This window comes from Streptomyces sp. NPDC057137 (genome assembly GCF_042670825.1).
Lineage (GTDB): Bacteria > Actinomycetota > Actinomycetes > Streptomycetales > Streptomycetaceae > Streptomyces.
Window position 1 is genome coordinate 35,802 of sequence record NZ_JBHUUW010000049.1, and the last position, 26,355, is coordinate 62,156.

A 26,355-nucleotide genomic window follows, 5' to 3' on the forward strand; every position below is an offset into this window, starting at 1 on the left:
CGGGCGTGAGTCGGGCGCCAGTCGGGCGCGAGTCGGGCCGGTGGCAACACGAAGCCGGGACGGCGCCGGGACGTTCGAGACCCATACAAGATCGTTCGAGTCGGGAACAGGCCATCGGCGATATGTGATTCATCGAACCTTCGGCGCCCGGATTACTCCGCGTATCGACCCTATCCGGGGCAACCCCAGGGTCAGTTGACGCTCAATCCCCTCGGTAAACCTGCAAACGGCGTACTGCCCGGTTTGGAGCGACTTAGCATGCGGCAGCAACGGGACCGCTTTGCCGAGCCATTCGGAGTTGCCCCTATGACGCTTCAAAGCAAGATCCGTTCAGCGCTTCCCTCGACCCACGGCATGAGCCCCTCGGTCCGGGGCGGGCTGTCGGTCGCCGCGCTCGTCCTCGTCCCTCTCCTCGCCGTGGCGGGGAGTGACGACTTCCGCGCGCTGCTCGACTTCACCACCGGCGTTCTGTCGCTGGTGTCCCTGACGGCCGCCGTCGCCTGGGGACTGATGGCCACCGACCGGCTGCTGCTCTCCCCGCGCCACCGGCTGCTCGCCCAGGGCATCCACCGGTTCACGGCGATGGCCTCCCTCGGCTTCCTGCTGCTGCACGCCACGGTGAAGGTCTCGCTCGGACACGTGGCGCTGATCGGCGCCGTGCTCCCCTTCGGCCTCGGGATCACCGGCACGAACGGCCTCATCGGCCTCGGCTCGCTCGCCGGCTTCCTGATGGTGATCGCCGCCGCGACCGGCGCGCTGCGCAGCGCCTTCGCCGTGCCCGGCAAGATCGCCGGCCGCTGGCGCGCGCTGCACATGCTGGCCTATCCGGCCTGGTGCTTCGCGCTGATGCACGGGCTGTACGCGGGGCGTGCCGCCGCGACCTGGGTGATGACCATGTACTGCCTGGCGCTGATCGCCGTCATCGGCGCCGTTTCCGTACGACTGCTGCCGCAGCCGGTCAAACGCCGTATCGCCGACAAGATCCTCAAGCTGACGGGTGGCGTACGCGAGACTCCCGAGCCGGAGCAGTCGGGGCTCCGCGAGTCGGGCCGCCGCGACCTGACGCGCGAACCGCTGCCCGGCGCGGCCAATGTGCCCGAGGTGGAGTTCGAGCAGCGGTTCCCGCGCCAGCGGTCCGCGTCGGCGCCGGCTTCCGCCGGGGCGTCCGCGATGCCGCTGGGCGCGACCCGTGTCCCGCCGCGCATCGCCCCGCCGTCGCCGCCTCTTTACGAGGCGGGGCGCCCGCCGAGCGCGGACCCGTTCGCGGACACCTTCGTCCCGGACTCCTACGCGCCCCCGTCGGCCGCGCCGTACGCCGCCGGCCCGCCGGCACCGCCCGGGGTTCCCTACCCGGACCCGCTCGCGGACACGTACGTCGATCCGGGTCCTACGAGCCGTGGTCCCGGCCCCGGTCCAAGCCTGTCGGCCGGCTACCGCGCCGTCTCACTCGGCGCCGATCCCTCGGCCCGTACACCGGCGCCCTCGCCCTTCGGCGGCCCGTCCGACCCGCTGACGTCGCCCGAGATCCCGTACGCCGAACGCATCCCCATGACCGAGGAGATACCGGTCATCAGCGAGCCGTCGGCGGCCGGGGCCGGTCTGTGGCCGACGCCGTCGCCCCCGCCTCCCGTCCAGGCCCGTGCCCACGAGCCGATCCCCGACACCGCGCCGCCGGTGGCCGACCCGTACCAGCAGCCGTCTCCGTACGAAGGGCCCCCGACGTACCAACAGCCGGAGACCTACCAGACGTACGAGCAACAGGAGACGTACCAGCGAGCTGAGACAAACCGGCCGTCCGACACGTACCTACAGTCGGCCCCCTACCCGCGGCCCGATGCCACCCCGGGACCCGACCTGTACCAACAAGCCGACCTGTACCGGCAGTCGGACGACACGTTCCAGCAGCCTCCCGCCAACGGCGGGGGAACCCCGAGTGCCGGTGAACCCTGGTACCCACCCGCAGGAGACCGACAGTGAACGCCCCTCTCCCCGATGTCCCCGAAGTCCGTGTCGTCGGCCTTCCCCAGCTGACACAGGGATTCGACCTCGTCGAGCGACTCGACCTCTCCATGCACCTCAAGGTGCACGGGCCGCTGGAGCCGCTGACCGGGGAACTGCTCGCGCAGCTCGCCGAGAACATCACCCTGCGCGGACGTGGCGGCGCCGGATTCCCCTTCGGCAAGAAGCTGCGGGCCGTCGCCAAGGCATCGATCCGGCGTGGGGTGCGCCCCGTCGTCGTCATCAACGGCAGCGAGGGCGAACCGGCCTGCCGCAAGGACACGGTGCTGCTCAACCGGGCGCCCCATCTCATCCTGGACGGCGCCCTGTTGGCGGCCGAGGCTCTAGGCGCCCGCACCCTGGTGGTCGCCGTCACCCGCAACTCCACCGAGATATCCATGCGGGCCGCGCTGGCCGAGCGCGGCCTGTCCGACCGGCGCGGGCAGCAACTGCGGGCGCGGGTGGTCCGTACACCCGAGCGCATGGTCTCCGGCGAGGCCTCGTCCGTCATCCGCGCGGCGAACGGCGGGCCGGCCCTGCCGCCCGGCCGCCGTGAGCGGGCCGCCGAGTCGGGTGTCGGGGGCGCCCCGACGCTGCTGTCCAACGCCGAGACGTACGCGCAACTGGCCATCGGCGCCAGGATCGGCGCGCGCCGCTACGGGCACACCGGGCTCGACGCCGAGCCGGGCACCGTCATGCTCACCGTCTCCGGCGCCGTCGCGCGCCCGATGGTCGTGGAGGTGCCGACGGGCGTCCCGCTGCGGTACGTCCTCCAGCTCGCCGGCGCGCCGCCGCTCCCCCAGGGCGTGCTGACCGGCGGCTACCACGGCAACTGGATCGACTCCGTGGCCGCGCACGACGCCGTCGTCTCCCGCGAGTCCCTGGCGGCGGTGGGCGGTTCGCTGGGCGCGGGCGCGATCCTGCCGATCGGCCCGGAGACCTGCCCGCTGGGCGAGGCACTGCGGGTGGCCAACTGGCTCGCCGCCGAGACGGCCGGTCAGTGCGGGCCCTGCAAGCTCGGCCTGCCGGCCGCCGCGGGCGGCCTGAGCGACGTGCTGAACGGGGGCGGTCCCGCCGCCCTGGAGGCGCTGCGCGAGGTCACCCAGGCGGTACGGGGGCGAGGCGCGTGCAAGCATCCCGACGGGTCCGCGCGGTTCTTCATGTCCACCCTCTCCGCCTTCACCGACGACCTCGCCGCCCATGTGCTGGACGGCGGCTGCGGGCGTGACACCACCGGCGTGCTGCCGCTGCCGGGGCCCGGCTACCAGACCGCCGAGGAGTCCATCCCGAGCGGCGAGAAGCTGGCCGTGGACTGGACGCTCTGCCAGGGGCACGGGCTCTGCGCGGACATCGTGCCCGAGCTGATCCGGCTCGGCCCCGACGGCTACCCCGCGCTCGCCGACGCCTCCGTACCGATGCATCTGCGGGGCCGTGCCCAGCGTGCCGTACGGCGCTGCCCGGCGCTCGCGCTCCGTATCGAGCAGCCGGCGCCGCAGCGGCCAGCGCGGCCGGGAGGTCCGGCGGCCCTGCCGCCGGGCGGTGGCCGGAAGGCTCTGGGCAGCGGGCGCTGACGCGTCCTCTGTAAGAAGGCCGCCGATCACGAGAGGCGGATCAGTGCGGCCGATAGACCGAGACGTGGAAGGAGACGGTCACCGGGAGCGGCGTGTCCAGCGACGCGACGCTCCGGTGCACCTCTTCGGCGCCGAGGTGGTGGGCGCTCGGCCCCATCAGGATGAGATCGCGCACCTGCGGCCCGGTCATGGCGACCTCCCGCTCCACGACGTCCGTGCGCTCCTGCCGGAAGTGACCGGACAGCGTGCGGTGCAGCCGGTCCTCCTTGGCGGCGTCGACCGACAACATGCCGAGGCTGGCGGGGAGTTCCGCGAGGTGGCGTGCGGTGGGGGTGACGACGACGAGGGCTCCGTCCGGCCGCAGGACGCGATTGAACTCCGGGCCGTTGCGGGGCGCGAAGACGTTGATCACGACGTCGGCGGCGCCGCTCACGACGGGCAGCGGCTTCCAGATGTCCCAGGTCGCGGCGCCCGCCCGTGGATGGGCCCCGGCCGCCCGGCGCAGCGCGAACTTGGAGACGTCGAGGCCGAGTCCCACGGCGTCGGGCAGGGCGTCGAGCACGGTGGCGAGGTAGTACCCGGTGCCCGCCCCGGCGTCCATGACGGTGCCGTCCGGCGGGCACAGCCGCGCGACGGTCCCGGCGAGCGCGCGGGCCAGCGGCTCGTAGTGGCCGGCCGCCAGGAACCGCGTCCGGGCCGTCACCATGTCCGCGCTGTCGGCGTTCGCCGCGTTCGTGCTGCCGGTCAGCAGGCTGAGGTAGCCCTGGCGGGCGACGTCGAACGAGTGACCCTCGGCGCAGCCCAGGGAGTTGACGCCCCGGAGGGTCGTGAAGGGTGTGGGAGCACCGTGCGGGGGTGCGAGCGGTGCGCCGCACAGGGGGCACCTCAGCACGCCGAGCAGCCGGTGCCAAAGGTCGGGCGCGGCGGGCGAGTTGGACACGGCGTTCCTCCGCGACGGGCTGTCAACAAGAAGAACCCGCCCGGACGTGGTGTCCGGACGGGAACTTCTGAGATGTGGAGCTAAGGAGAATTGAACTCCTGACCTCCTGCATGCCATGCAGGCGCTCTACCAACTGAGCTATAGCCCCTTGTGATGTACCGCACTTCGGGCATCCCCTCGGCGGCGGTGCCAACATTACACGGTCCGTCGGGCCCTCCGCCAAATCGTTTCCGATTTGTACCGATAGGACTGCTACTGTCACCCTTCGTGACCGTACTCACTCCCGTACTCACGCGGGTCACCGCCGGTCGGCGTTCCGTCCTCGTCGGCGCCGCTGTCTGCCTCTTGTCGTTCGCGGCGTTCTGGATCGCGCAGCGCGCCGCCGCGGTCTCGATGATCGACGTGATGGTCTACCGGGCCGAGGGCCGTACGGTACTCGACGGGCACGACCTCTACGCGATGCGCGCGACCTACGCGGGGCTGCCGACGACGTATCCGCCGTTCGCGGCGCTGCTGTTCACACCGCTGACCCTGCTGGGCGTCCCGGAGATGCGCACCCTCGCCACCGTCGGCAATCTCCTGCTGCTCGTCGCGTTCGTCCACCTCTCACTGAGGTTGACGTTCCGCGGGGCGGTGCCGCCCGGCGCGGCACTGTGGGTGGCGGCGGCGGCCGTCTGGTGCGAGCCGGTGTGGACGACCTTCCGCTACGGACAGATCAATCTGCTGATCGGCGTCGCCGTCCTGTGGGACCTCACACGGCGTGACGGCCACCGCTGGGCGGGCGTCGGCATCGGTCTCGCCACGGCGGTCAAGCTGACCCCCGCGCTCTTCGCCGTCATGCTGCTGATCACCGGAGTGCTGCGGTTCCGCGAGGCCGGCTGGAATCCCTGGCTGCGCAAGACCGCGACGGCGGTGGGCGCGTTCCTCGCCGTCACCGTCGCGTCCGCCGTCGTCCTGCCGTACGACTCCCACCGCTTCTGGACCGACATCGTCTTCCGGGCGGACCGGGTGGGACGCGTCGAGGGCGCCGCGAACCAGTCGCTGCGCGGGGTGTTCGCGCGGGTGCTGCACACCACCGAACCCTCGCTCTGGTGGCTCCCGGTGGCCACCGTGGTCGCGGTGGCCGGGCTGGCCGTGGCGGTCACGGCGGCCCGGCGCGGGCGGACGGCGGAGGCCGCCGTCGCCTGCGCGGCCACCGCACTGCTGATCAGCCCGATCTCCTGGTCCCACCACTGGGTGTGGTGTGTGCCGATGGTGCTGCTCCTGGTGGCGCACGGGAGGACGGAATGGGCGGCCGTGGCGGGAATGGGCTTCTTGTCGTACGCGCTGTGGCGGGTGCCGCACGGCGCTGTGGAACGGCTTGAACTCGACCAGAATCGCGCCCAGATGGCGCTCACGGCGATCTATCCGGCGATGGCGCTGGGGCTGCTGGTGTATCTGTCGGTCGTCGGCCGGGAGGAGCGGGCGCCCGAACGTCCCCCGGTGCCGAGGGAGCCGGTGGTGGCCGGGGAGCCGAGGGATTACGCGGTGGCGAAGGAGTAGAAGCGCTTGAGCGTGCAGTGCTCGTCGAGGAGCCGGCCGTAGATGGGCTCGCCCTCCAACTCCCGGTACGTCTCGATGGGGTCGCCTTTTATGATGAGCGCGCGGGCGCACTCCTCGCACCAGTACTGGAACGCGGCGTTGAGCGGGTCCATGTCCCGGACGATGGGGGTGCCGCTGCCGCACCAGTCGCATTTTCTCCTGTGCGCACCCATCACTCAGCTCCAGCTGTGGCCGCAGGCCGTGCACACGTAAGAAACTCCGCCGTTGTCGCCGAGCACTTGGGCCACATGGAACGAACCGCACGAGGGGCAGCTCAGGCCGGTGGCCGAATCCGCCGCCGCAAGCAGGTCACCGACCTTGTCGATGCTGCTGGCGGGCATCGCGCTCTCTCCTCCCCATCCGTGCCGTCATCCCCCTCCGGCCGTCCGATTCTGTCATGGCTTCGCAAGGAGGACAGCATGATCAGGCCGGGCCGTCTCCTTTCGGCGAGACGTTCTCAGCGAGACCTTCGCCGTTGTCCGAGACCGGCCGCCGCGCCGAGAACCGCGGCACCGGCCAGCGCGAGGGAGGCGGCCCACAGAGCCTCGCCCGAAGCGGCGGGCCCCGGCCCGTCCAACTGGTTGAGGAAGAGCGTGCCGAAGGTCGCGACACCGATCACCTGACCGAGCTGGGTCACGGTCACCAACAGCCCGCTGGCGTCCGCCGCGTCCTCCTTACGTACGTCGGCGAGCGCGCCCGTCAGCGTGGGGCTGAACCCGAGCGCCAGGCCCGCGCCCATGGCGAGGAACGCCACGTACATCCACGGCCCGCCGTAACCGCCGTCGCGCAGCACCAGTCCGACGGCCGGCGCGGACAGCGCGGTGAGGACGAACCCGGCCGGGATCAGCCTCTTTTGGAGGCGGGCGGGCCAGGTGCGCCAGGTCAGGCCGACCACGCCGAAGACCACGGCCGTCGGCGCGAAGGTGAGCCCGGTGCGCAGCGCGCTGTGGCCGAGGCCACCCTGAAGATGCAGCGTGAGGACGAAGAGGAAGCCCGCGTTCACCGCCATCGCCACGGTGATCCGCACGGCCGCCGGGCCGATCCCCGGGATACGCAGCACACGCGGCGCGATCAGCGGGGCGCCGCCGCGCCGGGCGAGCCGGGACTCGTACGCGAGGAAGGCACCGAAGGAGACGGCGGCGGCCCCGAGCGAGAGCCAGGTCCACAGCGGCCAGTCCTGCTCCTGCCCGAGAACCAGCGGGACGGTGAACAGTGAGACGGCGGCGGCCAGCAGCACGAGACCCGGCAGATCCAGACCGCGCCTCCGGCCTGTGGCCGTGGGCCGGTCGTCCGGCAGCAGCCGCGCGCCGAGGACGAACAGGGCGAGACCGACGGGGACGTTGACCAGGAACACCGGCCGCCAGCCGGTGCCGAAGAGATCGGCGCTGACCAGGAGCCCGCCGGCGACCTGCCCGGTCGCCGCCCCGGTGGCGATCACCGCCGCGTACGCGCCCAGCGCCCGCATCCGCCGCTCGCCCGCGAACTCGCGCTGGATGAGGCTCAGCACCTGCGGGATCAGCAGGGCCGCGCCCGCGCCCTGCACCAGCCGGAAGGCGATCAACTGGCCGGTGCCCGCGGCCAGTCCGCAGGCGAGCGAGGCGGCGGTGAAGACGGCGAGCCCGCCGAGATACGCGCGGCGGTGGCCGAGTATCCCGCCGAGCCGTGAGCCGGTGATCAGCAGGACGGCGTACGCGATGGTGTAGCCGGCGATGACCAGCTGCAACCCGGCGTCGGAGGCCCCGAGTTCGGTACGGATCGTGGGCGCGGCCACGTTGACGATGAACGCGTCGAGCAGCGCCATGAACTGCGCGGCGAGCACGACGGCGAGCAGCAGGCCCGGCCGTCTGTCAGTGCCACCGGCTTTACTGAGTACCGGGGTTTCGGGTGAGGTGGTCGTCATGACGGCGAGCCTCACCCGGTTCGGACACCGGTGCCGAGAGCCCCCTGATACGGGTACTGGCAGCACCTGGCAAGGGCGGGGCGGACACCGCACGATGGGGGCGTGACGACGATGACGGTGACACCCGCGACGGGCCGGCGGCGCCGACCCCAGCTGGCGGCGTTCCTGCGCGGCCGCCGGGCGCGGGTGACGCCGGCGGATGTCGGGATGCCGCCGGGGCTGCGCCGCCGCACGCCCGGCCTGCGTCGCGAGGAGGTCGCCCAGCTCTCCGGCGTCGGGGTGACCTGGTACACCTGGCTGGAGCAGGGCCGTCCCATCAACGCGTCGGCGCAGGTGCTGGACGCGGTGGCGCGCACGCTGCGGCTCGACCAGACCGAGCGCGAGCATCTCTACCAACTGGCCGAGGTGCCTTACGCGCCGGACCGGGAGGCCGACGCCCACCGGGTGAACGGTGAGGTGCAGGGCATCATCGACGCGCTCGACCCGCATCCGGCCGTCGTCTACAACGCGCGCTACGACATCCTGACCGCCAACGCCGCCTACCGCGATCTCTTCGATCTCCGGGTGATGCGGGAGATCGGGGTGCGCAATGTGCTGTGGATGCTCTTCGCGGTGCCGGAGCCCGACTGCCCGCTGGTCTTCCGGGACGTGGAGCTGCCGGTGATGGTGGCCACGCTGCGCGGCGCGTACGGACGCCATGTGGGCGAGCCGGCGTGGGAGTCGTTCGTACGGCGCCTCTCGGCGGCCAGCCCGTACTTCGCGGAGCTGTGGGGCGGTGGCGACGTGGTGCCGCCCGGCCCCCGGGTGAAGACGTTCCGGCACAAGGCGGTCGGCGAGATACGGATGACGTCGGTGTCGCTGTCGATCGACGGGATGCCGGACTGCCGGATCGTGGTCTACACCCCGGACGACGAGGAGAGCCGACGCAGGACGGCGGTTCTGCGCGGGCGGCGAGGACTCCCGGAGGACTCCTGAACGGGGACCCGAATAGGGATCTGAACGAGGACCTGAACGGCGACCTGAACGAGGAAATCCCGCCCTCATGACGAGGACGGGATCCAAGGTGTGGAGCTAAGGAGAATTGAACTCCTGACCTCCTGCATGCCATGCAGGCGCTCTACCAACTGAGCTATAGCCCCTCATGTTCTTGGCGCTCCGCGCTGTGAACAAGAAGAACTTTAGCCTGCGATCAGCCGGAAAGTGAAATCACGTCCGGCGACCTCCGGCGGCCCTCGATCACGGCCCCGACCACCCTCGCGGCGGCCGGTCGTTCAGTCGTCGTCGCCGAGCACCGGCTCGGGGAGCGTCCCCGCGTTGTGCTCCTGAAGACGCCAGCCCCGCGCGCCCTCGCCCAGGACGGACCAGCAGCAGTTGGAGAGCCCGCCGAGGCTTTCCCAGTGGTGCGCCTCAAGACCGAGCAGCCGGCCGATCGTGGTGCGGATCGTGCCGCCGTGGCTGACCACGACGAGCGTGCCGTTGTCGGGGAGCTTGTCCGCGTGGTGGAGCACGACGGGCGCGGCCCGGTCGGCGACCTCGGTCTCCAGCTCGCCGCCCCCGCGCCGTACGGGCTCGCCGCGCTTCCACGCCAGATACTGCTCGCCGAACCGCTCCACGATCTCCTCGTGGGTCAGGCCCTGCCAGGCGCCCGCGTACGTCTCACGGAGCGCGGAGTCGTAACTGACGGGGAGCCCGGTCAGCGAGGCCAGCTCGTTGGCCGTGGCCACGACGCGCTGGAGGTCGGAGGCGACGAGCGCGTCCGGCCGCAGCGACGCCAGCAGCCGGGCGGCGCGGCGCGCCTGCGCGACGCCGTCCTGCGTCAGCTCGATGTCCGTCGTGCCCTGGAAGCGGCGCTCCAGATTCCAGGCGGTCTGCCCGTGCCTCCACAGAATGATCCGGCGGCCCCTGCCGCCTTTGTTGCCGTTCAGCTCAGCTCACCGTCCATGGAACCCTTCAGATCGGCGTGCTCGGCACCCTTGCCACGGGTCTTGACGGCGTCGTCCGGCAGCGGCAGCTCCGGGCAGTCCTTCCAGAGGCGTTCGAGCGCGTAGAAGACCCGCTCCTCGCTGTGCTGGACGTGGACGACGATGTCGACGTAGTCCAGCAGGATCCAGCGGGCGTCGCGGTCGCCCTCACGGCGCACCGGCTTGGCGCCGAGCTCCTTGGAAAGACGCTCCTCGATCTCGTCCACGATCGACTTGACCTGACGGTCGTTGGGCGCGGAGGCGAGGAGGAACGCGTCGGTGATCGACAGCACATCGCTGACGTCGTACGCGATGATGTCGTGCGCGAGCCGGTCTGCTGCCGCCTGAGCGGCGGCGTTGATGAGCTCGATGGAGCGGTCCGTGGCGGTCACAGGCGATGCTTTCGTCGGCGGTCTGGAGACCCCCAGGGTCTCACGGACCGCCGACAAGCCGACGCAGCCTTTTGATCAGCCGCTTTCGTAGTCTCCGCCGAGGGTGACCAGGACATCGGCGTTGGGCGGGGCCTTGTCCTTCTTGACCGCACTCACCGGCAGTCCGAGGGTCTTGGCGACCTCCTCCGCCTGCGCCTTGTTCTTCGCGTCACCGTAGATGACCTGCGACGAAGCGGCCGGATCGCCCTGACCGCCGTCGACGAAGGAGTAGCCGCCGTTGATGATCGAGACGCGGGCGGCCTCCGTGTCCGCCTTGTCGCCCGTGGCGTTCTTCACACCGACCCGCAGGGCGGCGCCCTCCTCGGGAGCGCTGACGGTGCCGCCGAGGACGTCCTTGACGACGGTCTCGGTCGCCTTCTCACCGAGGCTGCCGTCCTCGGCGACGGGCAGGACGGTCGTCTTGTAGTCGCCGACCTTGGCGTGCGCCGCGAGCTTCGCCAGGGCGGCGCCCAGGTCCTGCTCGGTCATCGGCGGTTCGAGGATCTGCGCCAGGGTCTCGACGGTGATCGTCGCGCCCTTGGGGTCCTCCGAGATCTTCCGCAGCACACCCTGCATGACCGCGCCGAAGCGCTCCAGCTGCTTCACCTCGGACTCGCCGGGGCCCAGGTAGGTGGCGTACGCGACGGCCGCCTGCCCGTTCAGCGTCTGTTCCTCGCCCTTGGTGACCAGCGGGTCCTCGCCCTTCTTGGCGGCCGGGACCTCGGCGTTCGTGGTGATGTCGATGTTGCCGACCAGCTCGACGAGATTCTCCAGATACGGGGTGTCGAGCCGCCAGGTGCCGGAGATCTTGGTGCCGAGCAGGGTGTCGACGGACTCGCGGGTGCCCTGGGAGCCGCTGTCGGCGACGGACTTGGCGAGGGTGCCGGTGGTGCTGGTCTCGCCGTCCGCCACGAGAAGGGAGTTGGGGAGGAGGACGGTGGTGCCCTGCTTGGTCGTGGAGTTGTTGACGAGCAGCGCCGTGGAGGTGCCCTTGTTCTTCGTGTTGTGCAGATTCACCATGATCACGTCGCGCTTCTGCGGCCCGGTGGCGGTGTTGTTCTGCTTGTCCTCGTCCGACGAGAAGCTGGGCAGCTTGCCCGCGTACCAGAGGTAGCCGACGCCGCCGACGACGGCCAGCGCCATGACGACCACCAGGGCGACGACGCGGCTACGGCCGCGGCGGCGGGCCTCCTCGCGGCGCTCGGAGCGGCTCTCGGTGAACTTGAGCCAGTCGATGACGTCTTCGGAGTCGGCGTCCGGCTCCTCTATGAAGGAGAACTGATCCGTCTTGTAGTCGCCGTCGGGCGCGGACCGCCGCTGCCCAGGTACGGCGGGCTCGGGAGCCGGGGCGGGCGGGGCCGGGGCGGGTGCGGGCTCCTCGACGGGTGCCGACTGCTGTTGCTGTTGGTGTTGTTGCTGCTGCTGCGGAATGTTCCACTGCGAGGTGTCGACGGCCGCGGGCTGCTGGCCGGTGTCGTAGCCGTAGCCCTGCTGTTGTTGCTGCTGGGCGTACGGGTCGTACGGAGCCTGCTGCTGGCCGTACGGGTCGTAGCCGTAACCCTGTGGCTGCTGCGCCTGCTGCTGTTGCTGCGCGTACGGGTCGTACTGCTGCGCCTGAGGCTGCTGTTGCTGGTGTTGCTGGTGTTGCTGCTCCTGCTGTTGCTGCTGGTACACCGGCTGCCCGTACTCGTCGTAGCCCACGATCTGCGGCTGCTGCGTGTAATACGGGTCGTACGGGTCGTACGGCTGCTGGTCGTTCACCGGTGCCCCTCTCCGTGGCTCATTCGCCGCGGTACAACTGGCGCTTGTCGATGTAGCGCACCACACCGTCCGGCACCAGATACCAGACCGGATCGCCCTGCGCGACCCTTCCCCGGCAGTCGGTCGACGAGATCGCCAGCGCGGGAACCTCCACCAACGAGACGCCGCCCTTGGGCAGTCCGTCGTCCGTCAGATCGTGTCCGGGCCGGGTGACACCGATGAAGTGGGCCAGCGCGAACAGTTCCTCGGCGTCCCGCCAGCTGAGAATCTGGGACAGCGCGTCCGCCCCGGTGATGAAGAAGAGATCCGCGTCGCCGTGCAGGGAGTGCAGATCCCGCAGCGTATCGGTGGTGAAGGTCTTGCCGCCACGGTCGATGTCGATCCGGCTGACCGAGAATTGCGGGTTGGAGGCCGTCGCGATGACCGTCATCAGATAACGGTCCTCCGCCGGCGAGACCGCCGACTGGCTTTTCTGCCACGGCTGTCCCGTCGGTACGAACACCACCTCGTCGAGGTTGAACAGCGCGGCCACCTCGCTGGCCGCCACCAGGTGCCCGTGGTGGATCGGGTCGAACGTCCCGCCCATCACACCGAGACGGCGCCTGCCGCCACCTCCCGCGCCCGCCGGCGCTTCCTGCTTTCCCATGCCTGCGGAGCCTACTGGCACGGCGTTACGGCCCTGTCTCAGCGGTCGCGGTTGAAGCGGGTGGTGATCCACAGCGCCAGGAGCAGCGCGAACAGCGCGCCACCGCCGGTGAGGTAGGCGCTGAGGCTTTCGTGGTTGCCGCCGTGCTCGCTGCCCTCGGCGGCGACGGTGACCATGTTGGCTGCGGTGCTGTAGAGGCTCATCTTCGGCAGGACCTATTCGATCGGGAGCGGAGACTTCGCGCACATCGTATGCGGGCACGCCGGGCACCCTCACGCCGACTCGGACGTTGTTGCCGTCGACGGCGCACGGCGGCCCACGCACAACCGTAGTCGCAGCACATACGGTGGGGGCTGTCAGGGGGACGAGCCGATGACTCGTACGAACAGGGGATTTCCATGACCGAAGACAGCCACGAGGCAGCCAGTCACGAGAATGTGCCGAGCAGGCAGCGCAAGCGCTTCCCCGGTATCTCCTCACGGGCGTACGAACATCCCGCGGACCGCTCGGCCCTGGTCGCGCTGCGCAAACTGAGCGGTTTCGACACGGTCTTCAAGGCGATGAGCGCCCTGCTGCCGGAGCGCAGCCTGCGGCTGCTGTTCCTCTCCGACTCGGTGCGGGTCAGCGACGTGCAGTTCGCGCATCTGCACTCGATGCTGCTGGACGCCTGTTACATCCTGGACCTGGAGAAGGTCCCCACGATGTACGTCGCGCAGAACCCGATGCCCAACGCCATGTGCATCGGTCTCGACGAGCCGATCATCGTGGTCAACACGGGTCTCGTCGAGCTGCTGGACGAGGAGGAGATGCGCGCGGTCGTCGGCCACGAGGTGGGCCACGCGCTGTCCGGGCACTCCGTCTACCGCACGATCCTGCTCTTCCTCACGAATCTCGCGCTCAAGGTCGCCTGGATCCCGCTCGGCAATGTCGCGATCATGGCGATCGTGTCGGCGCTGCGCGAGTGGTTCCGCAAGTCGGAGCTGTCGGCGGACCGGGCGGGGCTGCTGGTCGGCCAGGACGCCCAGGCGTCGATGCGCGGCCTGATGAAGATCGCGGGCGGCAATCATCTGCACGAGATGAACGTCGACGCGTTCCTGGAGCAGGCGGCGGAGTACGAGGCGGGCGGCGACCTGCGCGACTCCGTGCTCAAAATCCTCAACGTCCTGCCGCGTACGCACCCGTTCACGACGGTGCGCGCCGCCGAGCTGAAGAAGTGGGGCGAGAGCCGCGAGTTCCAGCGGATCATGGACGGGCACTACCCGCGTCGTACGGAGGACAAGGACACGTCGGTCAGCGACTCGATCCGTGACTCCGCCTCGCACTACGCGGACACGGTCCGCACCAGCAAGGACCCGCTGATGAAGCTGGTCGGTGACATCGCGGGCGGCGCAGGCGACCTGGGCGGCAAGCTCCGGGACAGGTTCACGGGCGGCTCATCAGGAAACGGCGGAAACAGCGGCAACGGCGGAAACGGGAACGGGAACGCCGAGGGCAACGGCGACCGACCCGCGGGCGACGACGGCAAGTAACGATCGACCGGACAGGACCTGACTGCTAGTCGCGGGGCTGTGCGCGAGCGTCGAGTACGCCGCACAGCCCGGCGGTCGGCGGCCCCGTCGCGTACGGATCGCTGGCCGCCGGGCCGGTGGGGGTCGCCCTGCCGCCGGCCAGCAGCGGTCGCAGCGTGCCGGGCGCCTCGGTCGAGCAGGTCTGCGGTCCCGCCTGGACCTGGCTGGTCAGCAACTCGACCCGGTGTCGGGGCAGATCCTCCCGGTCGAAGCGGAAGTGCAGCGTCCGCCGGACGGTGAACAGTGACGCGTCCTGCCCGGCCGGCTGCCCGGCGGGGCGCAGCGCATAGACGAAGGTGTGGTCGGAGAGCACATCGATCGTGCCGGTCCCCGACTCGGCGAACCGGAGCGTGCCCCGGACGTGTACGGCCGAGTCGGCGAGCGCCACCTTCGCCGGGTCGAAGCGCACCAGCCAGCCGGCCGGCGCGTGTCTGCCGTCGTCGGAGGGATCGGCGAAGCTCTGGTCGAACTGCGGGAGCTGATCGGGGTCCAGCAGCACCCGCACCGAGCGCCGCTCGGCGCCGGTGACGACGTCCGGGTCGACGGACGAGGCGACGAGGTAGTCCTTGGCGGTGGTCAGCGCGGTCATCACCTCGTTCTCCGTGAAGTGCGGTGTGCGCCGTGCCAGCGGCAGCGCGATCCCTGAGGCACCCGAGTCGAACCGCGCGGCGGGACTGCGCCGCAGCAGACTCTCGGGGGTGTCGCCCGGCACCGCGCCGGCCGGGGCCAGCGGAATGACCGTCGTACGCAGCGGTTCCGCCGAACGGGTGAGCGCCGGCCGGTACGGGGGCCGTACACCGACGTAGACGGCGGTGCCGAAGGCCACGGCGACGACCAGCACCAGCAGCAGCGCCTGGACCGATCCTCTGCGGGGAGTCAGCGAGCCGGCGCCGGGTCTCTGGGCCGGGTCACGTCTGCGTACGGCATGGGAGTGGTGGCCCATCCGCTCCTTGGCGGAGAACTCTTGGAGCCGGGCAGCGCGGATGAACGATTCGTCGAAGACGACGGACCGGTACTCGTCCTCGCCACCGCCGGGGGTCCCCTCGGGCGTGCCCTCGGGTGGGTCTCCACGACCTGCCATACCTTCAGGTTAGGTCGACCGGGCCGAACATAAACTCGGACGCCGTCCTCAGGAATGATCTGAGCCACGGTGCGTCACAGGGGTCACCGCAGGCACGGGAGTCACTGGTTCACAGGCTTTACGGGGTGCCGCGCGGCGCTCTACGGCGTGCTGCGCGGCACGGCCGAGACCTTGGGCACCGAGTACTCCGTCGACGCCGTGGGGCCGCCTCCGCCGCGCGACGTGTCCACGCCGGTCGTGGCGGGCGGTGGCACCCTGTCCTGCCGGTTGCCCGACGCCCCGCGGTAGACGGCCGTGAACGCGAGGGCGACCATGCCGATGCCCATCACCACGGCGAGGAGCCAGGCGACGGGCCGGTGCCAGCGGGCGCTGCCCCGGTAGGGGCGCAGAGCGCCGCCGTGGCGTCCGTACGGGCCGAAGTCGCCGTGCGGGTCGTCGGGGTCGTACGAGGCGCCGTACGGCCGCTCGTCGGCGTACTCGCCCGCCCGGCCGTAGCCGTCCTCGTAACGGTCGTCGTCGGAGGAGCCTCCGTAGGACCGCGCGCGGGCCGCCTCGGCGTCGGCGCGTGCCTGCGCGGCGGCCAGCAGCCGCTCGACAGCGGTCGGTTCATGTACGGGTGCGGCCCGGATGAAGTCCTCGTCGAACACCACGGAGGCGAAGTCCTCGTCCGCGCCTCCGCGGTCGTCGTCGGGCTCCCAGCCGTCCGGGAACGGCTTGCCCCCCACGTCGTCCGGCACCTTCTCAGAGTAGACCGGGGAGGGCGTTTTAGGCAGAGACAGTGGAGATTCCCCGGGATTACCCCCGGCGCGGCCACCGTCCGTGACCGCGCCCACCGTCCGTGACCAGGTCCACCCTCCGTGACCTGCTCTACCGTGTGTGACCGTCGCCCGTCACGATGTACTTGGTCGAGGTCAGCTCGGGCAGCCCCATCGGCCCCCGCGCGTGCAGCTTCTGCGTGGAGATGCCGATCTCGGCGCCGAAGCCGAACTGCCCGCCGTCCGTGAAGCGCGTCGACACGTTGACGGCGACCGTCGTGGAATCGACCAACTGGGTGAACCGGCGGGCCGCCGCCTGCGAGGTGGTGACGATCGCCTCGGTGTGCCCGGAGGACCAGAGCCGGATGTGGGCGACGGCCGCGTCCAGCGAGTCGACCACGGCGGCGGCGATGTCGTACGACAGGTACTCGGTCTCCCAGTCCTCGGCGGTGGCCGCCACGACCGTGGCCTTCGTACCGCCCGCCGCCTCCGCGTACTCCAGCACCCGCTCGTCGGCGTGCACGGTGACGCCGGCCTCGGCGAGCGCGTCCAGCGCGCGCGGCAGGAACGCGGCGGCGATGTCCTGGTGGACCAGGAGCGTCTCGGCGGCGTTGCAGACGCTCGGGCGCTGCGCCTTGGAGTTGATGAGGATGTCGACGGCCATGTCGAGGTCGGTCTCGGCGTCCACGTACACATGGCAGTTGCCGGTGCCGGTCTCGATGACCGGGACGGTGGACTCCTCGACGACCGTACGGATCAGCGAGGCGCCGCCGCGCGGGATCAGCACGTCCACCAGGCCGCGGGCGCGCATCAGTTCACGTACGGAGTCGCGGTTCTCGCCGGGCACGAGCTGGACCGCGTCGGCGGGCAGCCCGGCCCCGCCGACGGCGTCGCGCAGCACGCGCACGAGCGCGGTGTTGGAGGAGTACGCGGACGACGAGCCGCGCAGCAGCACGGCGTTGCCGGACTTCAGGCAGAGCGCCGCCGCGTCCACGGTGACGTTGGGGCGGGCCTCGTAGATGATCCCGACCACGCCGAGCGGGACGCGCACCTGGCGCAGGTCGATCCCGTTGGGCAGCGTCGATCCGCGTACGACCTCGCCGACCGGGTCGGGGAGCGCGGCCACGTCCCGTACGTCGGCGGCGATGGCCCGCACCCGCTCGGGTGTGAGGGTCAGCCGGTCGATGATCGCCTCGCTGGTGCCCGCTTCCCTGGCGCGCTCGACGTCCTCGCCGTTCGCCTTGATGATCTCCTGCGTACGGACCTCGAGTGCGTCGGCGATCGCCAGCAGCGCGTCGTCCTTGACCGAGCGCGGCAGTGGGGCGAGGTCGGCGGCTGCGGAGCGGGCGCGGTAGGCGGTCCTGGTGACCGGGGTCAGGTTGTCGTACGGCGAGAGCGAGGTCATGCCCGCAGAGTAATGCGCGTGCCGCGGGCACTTCCTCCGTATCCCGTACTACGAGACGGCCACGCCCTCCACCGTGTAGGGCGTGGCCCGGACCCCGGGGCCCGGCCGTCAGAACGGGTGGACGCCCACCGGCGCGGCCGGCGGCGGGCCGTAGCCCTCCGCGATGCGCAGGTGGTAGGTCTCCCTGTCGATGACTTCGAGGCCGACGATCTCCCACGGCGGGAGCTTGGCGCTCGACCGGTGCTCGCCCCAGAGCCGCAGCGCGACAGCCGCCGCGTCGTGCAGGTCCCGGGCTTCTTCCCAGTAGCGGATCTCGGCGTGGTCGTTCGCGTATCTGCTGGTCAGCAGGAACGGATGGTCGTGGGCGAGCTGTTCGAGGCCCCGTCTGACCTCGGTGAGCGGCGCCTCGGAACCCGACACGCTGAGCGTGATGTGCCAGAGCTTCGACACCGCGCGGTCCTCCCCGCGCGACTGTGTCTGCCGGGACGTGCCCGGATCCTGTACGTCGTCGAAGTCGTCGAAGTCCGGCCCCGCTCCGACGCTGGTCAGCGTCCGCTCTTCCCCCGCGGCCCTCCGGGCGTGCAAGGTGCCTCCTCCTGACCCGAGGGACCCCGCCCCCGGGCGCGTTCGTCTCACCGGCGGCCTCCTGTTGGTGCGTCGTCGTACTGCTACCCCGCCTCTTACCCCTGAGACAAAGTTGACCAGTCCCGGACGGGGCATGGGGTGCTTTCGGTAAAGGTCCCTTCCAAAAAACCGGACTTTCAGCCGTTTCAGGGGAAGGTCAAGGATGCAGGATGACCAGATCGTCCCTGTGTACGACCTCCCTCTCGTAAGCGGGCCCGAGATCCCGCGCCAGATCCCGGGTGGAGCGGCCGAGGAGCTGGGGAATCTCCTTGGCGTCGAAGTTGACCAGACCACGGGCCACGGCCCGGCCCGCCGTGTCGCGCAGTTCGACCGGGTCACCCGCGCTGAACTCGCCTTCCACCGCGGCGATTCCGGCCGGCAGCAGCGAGGTACGGCGTTCGACGACGGCCCGTACGGCGCCGTCGTCGAGGGTCAACGCGCCCTGAGGGGTGGAGGCGTGGGCGAGCCAGAGCAGCCGGTCGGCCGATCTGCGCCCGGTTCGGCCGAAGTACGTGCCCGTGTCGCGGCCGGCGAGACCGTCGCCCGCGCGCCCGGCCGAGGTGAGTACGACGGGGATGCCGGCGGCGGCGGCGATCCTGGCCGCCTCGACCTTGGTGACCATGCCGCCGGTACCGAGACCGGCCTTGCCCGCGCTGCCCATGGAGACGCCGACCAGGTCGGCGGGGCCGTCGACGCGGGCGATACGTGAGCTGCCCGGCTTGCTGGGGTCGCCGTCGTACAGGCCGTCGACGTCCGAGAGCAGGACGAGCAGGTCGGCGCGGACGAGATGGGCGACGAGCGCGGCCAGCCGGTCGTTGTCGCCGAAGCGGATCTCCTCGGTGGCGACGGTGTCGTTCTCGTTGACGACCGGGACGGTGCCCATGGTGAGCAACTGGTCGAGGGTGCGGTAGGCGTTGCGGTAGTGGGAGCGGCGGCTGGTGTCGTCGGTGGTGAGCAGGACCTGGCCGACGCGGAGCCCGTAACGCGAGAAGGACGAGGCGTACCGGGCGACGAGCAGCCCCTGGCCGACGCTGGCGGCTGCCTGCTGGCGGGCGAGGTCGCGGGGGCGGCGGGCGAGGCCGAGCGGGGCGAGTCCGGCGGCGATGGCGCCGCTGGAGACGAGCACGATCTCCTTCTCGCCGCCGCCGCGGGCCTTGGCGAGTACGTCGACGAGGGCGTCGACACGATCGGCGTCGAGCCCACCGGCGGCGGTGGTGAGCGAGGAGGAGCCGACCTTGACGACGATCCTGCGGGCTTCCGTTACGTGCTGCCTTGCCACTGTCACGGCCCGAATGTATGCCAGCGGGCCCCGGCGGCGCTCGGTCGTTTCACGCGCTGGACAGGGGCGACGGGTGTCCGGGAGAGGGGTGGCGGTGCCCCGCGGCCGCCGTCGGCGCGCGGGGCCGCCGGGCCCCGAGACCGGCCCGCGGGCCGGGACGGACGCCCGCACGTGGGGCCCAGCGGGCGCACGTGCACCGCCCGCGCGGCACGCTCGGATGGTGGCGACGCCACGAGGCCGCGCGCCTGACACACCGCCGCTGCCCGTCCCTGCGGGCCATGGCGGGCCGGTGCGCACCCGCGCGGGCCTCCGAGCGCCTGGGCATGCCCCTCGGGGACCCACACGGCTGCGGCCCGGACCACCTCCTCAAGAGGTCGTCCGGGCCGCAGCCGTGTTGTTCCCTCAGCGCCCGACCGGCGCTTCCGCCCCGTTCTGCTCCGTGGCGTCGGCCGACTCGGCGGCCTCGGCCGCTTCCGCCACCGCGCCCTCCGCCTCGGGGTCGGCCGCGGGCTCGCGTTCCGGCTCCGTGCCGGGCTGCTCCTGGGCGCTCAGTCGCTGCGCGACACCGGTGTTGCGCGCCACGGCCTTGGCACCCAGCGCGGCCACCGCCGCGTTGAACTGCTCGATCGACGTCGGCTCGTCGGGGCCGAGCAGATACGTCTTCAGCTCGCGCCTGCCCGACGCCAGCCGGTCGGCCGCCGGGTCGGCGACCGCCTTCAGCAACTCGTCCAGTTCGGCGGCGCTGTTGGACAGGACGACGGCGGCCCGCACGGCGGTGTTCTGCCGCTTGAACTCCTCGACGCCCAGCTGCGCGGAGTCCGTCACCGCGTACGGCTTGCCGCTCGCGATGAAGTCCGACACCACGCTGGAGATGTCCGAAACCATGCCGTCGGACTGGTTGAAGCAGTCGTACAGCTTGGGCTCGGCGCCCGTGACGACCTTGTGCTCCCACCAGCCGAAGGTGCGCCAGTACGCGTCGTTCCACTCGGCCCGCAGCGCCTTCGCGCGGTCCAGGCGCTCCGGGTCGGCGAGCGAGACGCGCGACTCCTCCGACTCGTCGCCGCCGGACCGGCCGGGCGCGCTGAGCGCGGCCAGCCGCTCCTCGATACGGGTCAACTCGGCGCGCGCGGCGGCCTGTCCGGCCTGCGCGTCCGTCGTCTCCTTCGCCCAGCGGGGCTCGGCGGCGCGTGCCACGTTCGCCGCGCTCATCATCGCGGTGATGCGGTCGTGGACGGCCTTGGCCTTCTTGTCGCGGATCCCGGTGAAGGGGTGCGGCTTGTAGATGACCCGGACCGGCTTCTCCGCCTTCAGCAGCCGCTTGACGATGTTCTCGCCGGCCAGCAGGAGCGAGGTATTGCCGGGGTTGTCGTCCCAGCCCTCCCAGGTGGGGGCGTACAGGATCGTCGGTACGGGGTGCCCCGGCGCGCCCGACGCGGTCTTGATCGGCGCGAGCTGCGGGCGGCCCACCTCGACGATGTCGTCGTCGCGTACGCCGACGTCGGCCAGCGCGTAGCGGTCGCGGCCGGCCCGGCCGGCCGTCCACACCTCGTCGTACACCTTGCTGAACGGGTTGACGCTGGCGATCTTGTCGCTGTCGCCGTGGCCGATGAAGACGTGCTTCATGGTCGGGACGCGCAGCAGGTGGATGTTCTTGCCGACGTTCGCCGCGTACAGCGCGACGTGGACCGACGACAGGTCGAGGTTCATCAGGTGCGTGCCGCCGGGGACGCAGAGCACCGGCAGCCATGTCGGGGCGAGTTGGGTCATGATGGCCCGCTCGCGCAGGATGACCAGCGGCCGGCCCTCGGTCTGCTCCAGGGTCTCCAGCCACATGTTGACCTGGTACGCGGACTCCTTGGAGCCGGAGAAGTACAGGACCACCGAAGGCTGGTACTCCCGCAACCAGTTGTCGACGGCGCCGAGGACGGCGGGCGGCGGCGGTACGCGGCGGCTGCGGCGCAGGTAGGGCACGAGCAGCAGGATGTAGATCACGCCGAGGACGAGCGTGAGGCCGAGGCCCACGTAGCCGTACGCGTCGGTGCCCGTCTGGGCGGCGGCGAGCAGACCGGCCATGGCGAACAGGTCGAGGTGGAGCATCTTCTCGGCGGAGCGGCTGACCAGGTAGTCCGGCGGGGCGTCCGGGATGCGCAGGGCGTGCAGGTCGACGTTGCGGGCGACGACCGGCATACCGCGGCGCAGCCGGATCAGGGTCGCCAGCGCGCCCTGCGGTGCCTGGATGCCGTAGAAGAGCAGGAAACCGGCCACCGCCGCGTAGAACAGGGGCTGTTCGGCCAGGTCCATCCGGGCCAGGAGCAGCACGAGCAGCAACTGGCGTACCAGGAAGCGGATCGACAGACCGGCCCGGACCTTGTTGAGCCGGTTGATCAGATAGCTGCCGCGCTGATGCAGGAATCGGTCGGCGCCGTAGGTCACGGCGCAGGCGGCCGCGAAGAACCAGAGGTTCGGGATCAGCGCTGCGAGCATGACGCAGGGGTATCCCAGCCCCAGCAGGGCTGCCGCGGCCAGCTCGGCTCGGCTGCCCACGCGGGCCAGGCGAATGGCGGTCGAAATCACGAAGAACCTGCTCCAGGAGAGGGTGCCGGTTATTTCACAGTTAGCGGGAATTGTGAAGCCGTGGCTTCACGCACACGGGCCTCTGCAATTCGCCGAATAGGCGACCGCAAAGGCCCGTAAATGCAAACTTGTCGAGAATTATTACACATCTTCCTGACGGTCAAGAACCGAGGCCAGCGCCTGCTCGAATCCGGACCCCGCGGAAGAGGCTTCCCGGGTCGGGTCCTGCTGCCTTACGTCGATCACATGACCGGTCAGTTCGGACAGGAGAACATCGAGCGAGGTTCGGGCCACGGCCTCGGAGGAGAGCAGCGAGCCCGCGGGCTCGACGCCGAAGGCCTTGGTGCGCATCGGGGTCGCGGTACGTTCCGGATTGACGCAATTCACCCGGATGCCCTCCCCGGCCCATTCGTCCGAGAGAGCCTGGGTGAGATTCACCATGGCCGCCTTGGTCGACGAATAAAGGCTGTATTCGGCGCGACCGCGGGTGTAGCTGCTCGATGTGTAGAGGAGCAGCTGGCCCTTGGTCTCGGCCAGATACTTGTACGAGGCGCGGGCGATCTGGACGGGCGCCAGGTAATTGACGTTCAGAGCTTCCTGAATCGTCGTGTTGTCCGTCTCGGCCAGCTTGCCGATACGCAGCACGCCCGCCGTGTTGATCACGTAGTCGATCCGGCCGGTCGCCGAGTACGCCTTCGACAGCGCGTCGTCGACATGCTCCGGGTTCTCGACGTGGGTGCCGGTGGTGGAGCGGCCGAGCGCGTACACCTTCGCGCCGTACTGCTCGGCGAGGGCGGCGATGTCGGCGCCGATGCCGTACGAACCGCCGAAGACCACGAGCGTCTTGCCGGAGAGCAGTTCGCGGTAGGCCGCCTCGTCCGCCTGCACGGGGGCGGCGGTGGAGGCGAGTTGGAACAGCTTGTCGGCGATGAAGACGTCGACCGGCTGCGTCACCTTCATGTTGTACTCGTCGCCCGCCACCACATAGATCGGCACGTCGGGCAGATAGCGCAGGACCACCGAACAGTCGTCGGTGGCCTGGAAGTTGGGGTCGCCGGCCGCGATCTCGTAGGCCTTGCGGATCGTGGACAGCTTGAACGCCTGGGGCGTCTGGCCGCGCCGGAGCCGCGAGCGGTCGGGGACCTCGGTGATGAACTCGCCGTCACCGCCGTGGGTGCGGGTCACGATGATCGTGTCGGCGGAGGGGATGGCGACGTCGACGGCCTGATAGCGGTCGAGCGCGTCCACACAGTCCTTGATGACGCGCTGTGACAGAAGCGGACGGACCGCGTCATGGAACAGGACGTTGCGGTCCTCACCGTCGGCGAGGCCCTCGCCCAGTGCCGAAATGGCGCGCTCGGTGGTCTCGTTGCGGGTCTGGCCGCCCTCGATGACCTTTGTCACCTTGGTGAGGCCGGCCTTGGCGACGATCCTCTCGACGTCGGGCACGAAACCCGGTGCCATCAGCACGATCACGTCGTCGATCGAGTCGGACTGCTCGAAGATCGACAGCGTGTGCTCGATGACAGCCTTCCCCGCGATCTTCAGCAGCTGCTTGGGGATCGACAGGCCCACGCGCTGGCCGGTACCACCGGCGAGCACGACTGCCGTGGTGCGGGGATGGGCTGCATGCGGCACAGACACAGAACGACCTACCTTGAGACGAGTGGGGGCGCTGTGATGGTCGCACTCTCCGTGACCGTCTCGCAAGGCGGGCGCCGGATGCCCCTCACCTACAGGAAACCATCCGTTCACCCTCTGGCCAGCCAGATTGGGTCACCATCCGGCCAAGTGCGGCGTGACGGACTCCACATCGGCACGCCGACCTGGCACGCACCTCCACCGGACCTCTACTTCGCGTCCGCTATTTCGCGTCCGCTATTTCGCGACCGCGATATAAGCACTACGTAAGGGAAATCCCCAGCTCGTTCACGTGTTTGCTCGGTTTCCGCGCTATTTCAGCGGAGCGTCGGCCACGTTGACGATGAGGTCGTTGGTCCCCATGTACATGATCCGTACCCGCACCCATTGGGCCGGCCGGCTCCTGAGTTTACGCACCACTCTGCGCAACGGTCCCCAGGGCCTGCTCTTGCGCACTTCCGTGACCGGGTACTCGTAGATCGGCCGCTTCTCCACGACGTCGTCGAGCACCCGTGCGACCTTCACCGGCGCGGCGTCCGGGGCGTACTTGAGCAGCAGGTCCCACGACTCCGACCTGGCGACCTGGCGTCCGGCCGGCCCCGACGCGGGGAAGGTGAAGCGGAATCCGCGCTCCCCCGTCCTGCTCCCCGCGTACGTCAACTCCTCGGCAGACTTGCCCCGTCGGCGTACCACCAGCGAAGGCTCCTGGGCCATCGCGCCGACGCCGAACAGCTCGCCCGCGACGGTGATGCGCTTGCCGTCGACGCGGATGTCACCGGCCTCCGCGTGGATCGGCCGGACCCATGAGCGCAGCGAGAGGAACTTGTGGGGCCGGGTCGCGTACGGCACCAGATTGTGGACGGGCTCGCCGTGCCGCGCGCGTTCGCAAGCGCTCATCGCGCCGCGCTGGTCGATGGAGCGGGCGGTGATCCGCACCCGCCGTCCGGATTCCGGGAGTTCGGCGTAGCACTCCCAGATGCCCTCGGCGAACGCCTCGTCCGCCGGAATCGTGACCGTGCCGTTGCCGGAGAGCGGGAAAACGTGCTCCTCCGTACGGACGTCGGAGCGTACGCAGACCAGTTTCAGCCCCTCGTGGACGACCGCCGCGGCCTGCGGGGCGACGAGGGAGAAGGCCAGCGCGCCGCCGGACTCCACCACGCAGTCGCCGACCGGCGCGAAGTCGCCCACGGCGGCGCGCTGGGCGGCGACCGTCCGCAGTTCGCCGAAGAGTTCCTCGTACTTCTTCGCGACCTGGCCGGGGTCGAACCGGGAGGCGTTGCGTACGGCCGCCGCGCTCATCCGGCGGCGCAGCGGCTCGTCGTCGATGAGCGTCAGCAGCGCGTCGGCTACGGCACCGGGGTCCGAGACGGGCACCAACAGGCCGTCCACACCGGGCTGGAGGATTTCCCGGGGGCCGTAGTCGCAGTCGCTGCTGACGACGGGCAGACCGCAGCGCATGGCCTCCACGAGGGTCATGCCGAAGGACTCGTGGCGCGAGGTGGACGCGGCGACGGCGCCCTTCGCCCACTCCGGCTCGATCGGCGAGACCGAGCCCATGAGACGCACACTGTTGTAGAGGCCCAGCCGGTCGATCTGCTTACGGAGGTTCTCCTTCTCCGGGCCGCCTCCGTAGATCCGCAGGTCCCACTCCGGGCGCGCGGCGACGACCTTGGCGAAGGCGTCGACCAGCACGCTGTACTGCTTCTCGGAGGACAGCCGCCCGGCGGCGACGATCGTCGTGCCCGAGCCGGTGGACGGCTCGACCGACGGCTCGGGAACGCTGTTGGAGATGGCGAGCACCCGGGTCGCGGGCAGCGGCATGTGCGCGCGGTAGACGGCGGCGTCGCCCTCGGAGACGGTGACGTAGGCGTCGAGCGCGTCGATGTGCTGGTACATCTCGTTGCGCAGCGCGGGCTTGTGGTGGTTGTACGTCATGTGCTCCTGGCCGATGAGCACGGCGCTCGCCGGGGCGAACTGGGCGACGTACGCGGCGAGTCCGGGCCGGGTCCCGATGACGACGTCGGCGTCCGAGTCCGCGTAGTGGTCCCTGACCCGCTCGTCGGTCAGCTTGCTGTACTCGCGGTAGCGGGCCTCGTGGCGCGGGAAGTACTCGGCGGGCTGGAGATGGAGCGGGTGCTCCTTCTCGTACGCCGGGGACTCCTTCCAGGTGTGCATGAGCGGTACGAGCGTGATGCGCGGGTCGATGTCGAAGGCCGCCAGAGGCCGGTGTTTGAACACCGAGACGATCTCCACCTCATGTTGCTCGGCGAACTCCTCCGCGAGGTTCAACGTGGTGCGGATCGTGCCGCCGATGCCGTAGATGGTGTGGATGAGGAAGGAGATCTTCATCAACGCTCCGTTCGGTGTGGGGAGTCCTGGGCGGTCAGTCCCAAGTTCCCCTTGAGTTCCGGACGGGTTCACGCGGCCGTAACTGGCCGCCCCCCGAATGCAAGACAGACGGGGGTGGCCGACGGTTGTGCGAGCACTTGAAGAGAAACCGCATGACCCATTATTCCGCCCATATCGATCAATGGCCGTAGTTGTCTTTCGGCCAAGCGGCGCGTCGCGCGGTGCGCGTACGGGCTGCGCGCGGTCCGCGCACGGGCTGCGCACGACGAAGGCCGCGGTCCGCTCCGGAG

General features: G+C 70.5%; 22 protein-coding genes and 2 tRNA genes. 5 read left to right on the plus strand and 19 right to left on the minus strand.

The window, feature by feature from the left end:
• The first annotated feature begins 306 nt into the window (after positions 1-306).
• Together ACFT9I_RS29525 and ACFT9I_RS29530 are read left to right on the plus strand one after the other, a co-directional pair.
• Positions 307-1,977: a hypothetical protein gene (locus tag ACFT9I_RS29525; protein ID WP_382569202.1), complete on the plus strand. Its 1,671-nt coding sequence runs from the start codon at positions 307-309 to the stop codon at positions 1,975-1,977.
• Positions 1,974-3,569: an NADH-ubiquinone oxidoreductase-F iron-sulfur binding region domain-containing protein gene (locus ACFT9I_RS29530; RefSeq protein WP_382569204.1), complete on the plus strand. Its 1,596-nt coding sequence runs from the start codon at positions 1,974-1,976 to the stop codon at positions 3,567-3,569. Before ACFT9I_RS29525 ends, ACFT9I_RS29530 begins: the two co-directional genes overlap by 4 nt.
• Positions 3,570-3,609: 40 nt before the next feature.
• On the opposite strand, the gene ACFT9I_RS29535 is transcribed toward ACFT9I_RS29530, so the two are convergent.
• Both ACFT9I_RS29535 and ACFT9I_RS29540 read right to left on the minus strand, forming a co-directional pair.
• Positions 3,610-4,509 carry a putative RNA methyltransferase gene (locus ACFT9I_RS29535; RefSeq protein WP_382569206.1) on the minus strand — a complete coding sequence of 300 codons (900 nt, stop codon included), beginning with the start codon at positions 4,507-4,509 and terminating at the stop codon, positions 3,610-3,612.
• A gap of 75 nt (positions 4,510-4,584) precedes the next feature.
• Positions 4,585-4,657, minus strand: a tRNA-Ala gene (locus ACFT9I_RS29540).
• 119 nt (positions 4,658-4,776) lie between these two features.
• On the opposite strand from ACFT9I_RS29540, the gene ACFT9I_RS29545 reads away from it, so the two are divergent.
• Positions 4,777-6,051 (plus strand): glycosyltransferase 87 family protein, encoded by a 1,275-nt coding sequence (locus ACFT9I_RS29545; protein WP_382569208.1) that lies wholly within the window; start codon positions 4,777-4,779, stop codon positions 6,049-6,051.
• On the opposite strand, the gene ACFT9I_RS29550 is transcribed toward ACFT9I_RS29545, so the two are convergent.
• From ACFT9I_RS29550 to ACFT9I_RS29560, 3 genes are all read right to left on the minus strand, one after another.
• Complete coding sequence (locus tag ACFT9I_RS29550) at positions 6,030-6,263, minus strand: hypothetical protein (protein WP_354603343.1); 234 nt, start codon at positions 6,261-6,263, stop codon at positions 6,030-6,032. The genes ACFT9I_RS29545 and ACFT9I_RS29550 overlap by 22 nt on opposite strands.
• 3 nt (positions 6,264-6,266) lie before the next feature.
• Positions 6,267-6,431 (minus strand): hypothetical protein, encoded by a 165-nt coding sequence (locus ACFT9I_RS29555; RefSeq protein WP_382569210.1) that lies wholly within the window; start codon positions 6,429-6,431, stop codon positions 6,267-6,269.
• A 116-nt stretch (positions 6,432-6,547) separates the two neighbouring features.
• The gene (locus ACFT9I_RS29560; protein WP_382569212.1) at positions 6,548-7,990 is read right to left on the minus strand and encodes an MFS transporter; all 1,443 of its coding nucleotides are present in this window, start codon (positions 7,988-7,990) and stop codon (positions 6,548-6,550) included.
• Positions 7,991-8,101: 111 nt separating this feature from the next.
• Here ACFT9I_RS29560 and ACFT9I_RS29565 point away from each other — a divergent pair, with 111 nt between their 5' ends.
• A complete protein-coding gene (locus ACFT9I_RS29565) occupies positions 8,102-8,965 on the plus strand; it encodes a helix-turn-helix transcriptional regulator (RefSeq protein WP_382569240.1) in 864 nt (287 codons plus the stop codon).
• A 91-nt stretch (positions 8,966-9,056) separates the two neighbouring features.
• Here ACFT9I_RS29565 and ACFT9I_RS29570 read toward each other — a convergent pair.
• The 6 genes from ACFT9I_RS29570 to ACFT9I_RS29595 form a co-directional block, all read right to left on the minus strand.
• Positions 9,057-9,129, minus strand: a tRNA-Ala gene (locus tag ACFT9I_RS29570).
• A gap of 132 nt (positions 9,130-9,261) precedes the next feature.
• On the minus strand, positions 9,262-9,915 hold the full coding sequence (locus ACFT9I_RS29575; protein ID WP_382569241.1) for a histidine phosphatase family protein: 654 nt from the start codon (positions 9,913-9,915) through the stop codon (positions 9,262-9,264).
• Positions 9,912-10,343, minus strand: a complete 432-nt coding sequence (gene rsfS, locus ACFT9I_RS29580; RefSeq protein ID WP_382569214.1) for a ribosome silencing factor — start codon at positions 10,341-10,343, stop codon at positions 9,912-9,914. Before rsfS ends, ACFT9I_RS29575 begins: the two co-directional genes overlap by 4 nt.
• A gap of 75 nt (positions 10,344-10,418) precedes the next feature.
• Complete coding sequence (locus tag ACFT9I_RS29585; RefSeq protein WP_382569216.1) at positions 10,419-12,143, minus strand: LCP family protein; 1,725 nt, start codon at positions 12,141-12,143, stop codon at positions 10,419-10,421.
• Positions 12,144-12,162: 19 nt separating this feature from the next.
• Complete coding sequence (nadD, locus tag ACFT9I_RS29590) at positions 12,163-12,789, minus strand: nicotinate-nucleotide adenylyltransferase (RefSeq protein WP_382569218.1); 627 nt, start codon at positions 12,787-12,789, stop codon at positions 12,163-12,165.
• Positions 12,790-12,827: 38 nt separating this feature from the next.
• The gene (locus ACFT9I_RS29595; protein ID WP_382569220.1) at positions 12,828-12,992 is read right to left on the minus strand and encodes a hypothetical protein; all 165 of its coding nucleotides are present in this window, start codon (positions 12,990-12,992) and stop codon (positions 12,828-12,830) included.
• Between the two features lie 195 nt (positions 12,993-13,187).
• Between ACFT9I_RS29595 and ACFT9I_RS29600 the strand changes: the two genes are divergently transcribed.
• Positions 13,188-14,318, plus strand: coding sequence for a M48 family metallopeptidase (locus ACFT9I_RS29600; RefSeq protein ID WP_382569222.1), 1,131 nt, complete (start codon positions 13,188-13,190; stop codon positions 14,316-14,318).
• Positions 14,319-14,343: 25 nt separating this feature from the next.
• Here ACFT9I_RS29600 and ACFT9I_RS29605 read toward each other — a convergent pair whose 3' ends face one another.
• The 8 genes from ACFT9I_RS29605 to ACFT9I_RS29640 all read right to left on the minus strand — a co-directional run bounded on the left by ACFT9I_RS29605 (position 14,344) and on the right by ACFT9I_RS29640 (position 26,065).
• The gene (locus tag ACFT9I_RS29605) at positions 14,344-15,438 is read right to left on the minus strand and encodes a hypothetical protein (protein WP_382569224.1); all 1,095 of its coding nucleotides are present in this window, start codon (positions 15,436-15,438) and stop codon (positions 14,344-14,346) included.
• A 140-nt stretch (positions 15,439-15,578) separates the two neighbouring features.
• Positions 15,579-16,175, minus strand: a complete 597-nt coding sequence (locus ACFT9I_RS29610; RefSeq protein WP_382569225.1) for a hypothetical protein — start codon at positions 16,173-16,175, stop codon at positions 15,579-15,581.
• Between the two features lie 130 nt (positions 16,176-16,305).
• Positions 16,306-17,598 carry a glutamate-5-semialdehyde dehydrogenase gene (locus ACFT9I_RS29615; protein ID WP_382569227.1) on the minus strand — a complete coding sequence of 431 codons (1,293 nt, stop codon included), beginning with the start codon at positions 17,596-17,598 and terminating at the stop codon, positions 16,306-16,308.
• Positions 17,599-17,706: 108 nt separating this feature from the next.
• A complete protein-coding gene (locus tag ACFT9I_RS29620) occupies positions 17,707-18,234 on the minus strand; it encodes a hypothetical protein (protein ID WP_382569229.1) in 528 nt (175 codons plus the stop codon).
• A gap of 145 nt (positions 18,235-18,379) precedes the next feature.
• Complete coding sequence (gene proB, locus ACFT9I_RS29625; protein WP_382569230.1) at positions 18,380-19,507, minus strand: glutamate 5-kinase; 1,128 nt, start codon at positions 19,505-19,507, stop codon at positions 18,380-18,382.
• A 396-nt stretch (positions 19,508-19,903) separates the two neighbouring features.
• Complete coding sequence (locus ACFT9I_RS29630) at positions 19,904-22,075, minus strand: hypothetical protein (RefSeq protein WP_382569232.1); 2,172 nt, start codon at positions 22,073-22,075, stop codon at positions 19,904-19,906.
• Positions 22,076-22,216: 141 nt separating this feature from the next.
• Positions 22,217-23,719: an SDR family NAD(P)-dependent oxidoreductase gene (locus ACFT9I_RS29635; protein WP_382569234.1), complete on the minus strand. Its 1,503-nt coding sequence runs from the start codon at positions 23,717-23,719 to the stop codon at positions 22,217-22,219.
• A gap of 309 nt (positions 23,720-24,028) precedes the next feature.
• Positions 24,029-26,065 carry a glycosyltransferase family 4 protein gene (locus tag ACFT9I_RS29640; protein WP_382569236.1) on the minus strand — a complete coding sequence of 679 codons (2,037 nt, stop codon included), beginning with the start codon at positions 26,063-26,065 and terminating at the stop codon, positions 24,029-24,031.
• Positions 26,066-26,355 lie beyond the last annotated feature (290 nt).

Coding starts and splice junctions, on each gene's coding strand:
- nadD (WP_382569218.1), bottom strand. CDS start 12,789: ATGGGAAAGCAGGAAGCGCCGGCGGGCGCGGGAGGTGGCGGCAGGCGC.
- ACFT9I_RS29550 (WP_354603343.1), bottom strand. CDS start 6,263: ATGGGTGCGCACAGGAGAAAATGCGACTGGTGCGGCAGCGGCACCCCC.
- ACFT9I_RS29605 (WP_382569224.1), bottom strand. CDS start 15,438: ATGGCAGGTCGTGGAGACCCACCCGAGGGCACGCCCGAGGGGACCCCC.
- ACFT9I_RS29615 (WP_382569227.1), bottom strand. CDS start 17,598: ATGACCTCGCTCTCGCCGTACGACAACCTGACCCCGGTCACCAGGACC.
- ACFT9I_RS29640 (WP_382569236.1), bottom strand. CDS start 26,065: ATGAAGATCTCCTTCCTCATCCACACCATCTACGGCATCGGCGGCACG.
- ACFT9I_RS29565 (WP_382569240.1), top strand. CDS start 8,102: ATGACGGTGACACCCGCGACGGGCCGGCGGCGCCGACCCCAGCTGGCG.
- ACFT9I_RS29560 (WP_382569212.1), bottom strand. CDS start 7,990: ATGACGACCACCTCACCCGAAACCCCGGTACTCAGTAAAGCCGGTGGC.
- ACFT9I_RS29525 (WP_382569202.1), top strand. CDS start 307: ATGACGCTTCAAAGCAAGATCCGTTCAGCGCTTCCCTCGACCCACGGC.
- ACFT9I_RS29600 (WP_382569222.1), top strand. CDS start 13,188: ATGACCGAAGACAGCCACGAGGCAGCCAGTCACGAGAATGTGCCGAGC.
- ACFT9I_RS29555 (WP_382569210.1), bottom strand. CDS start 6,431: ATGCCCGCCAGCAGCATCGACAAGGTCGGTGACCTGCTTGCGGCGGCG.
- ACFT9I_RS29595 (WP_382569220.1), bottom strand. CDS start 12,992: ATGAGCCTCTACAGCACCGCAGCCAACATGGTCACCGTCGCCGCCGAG.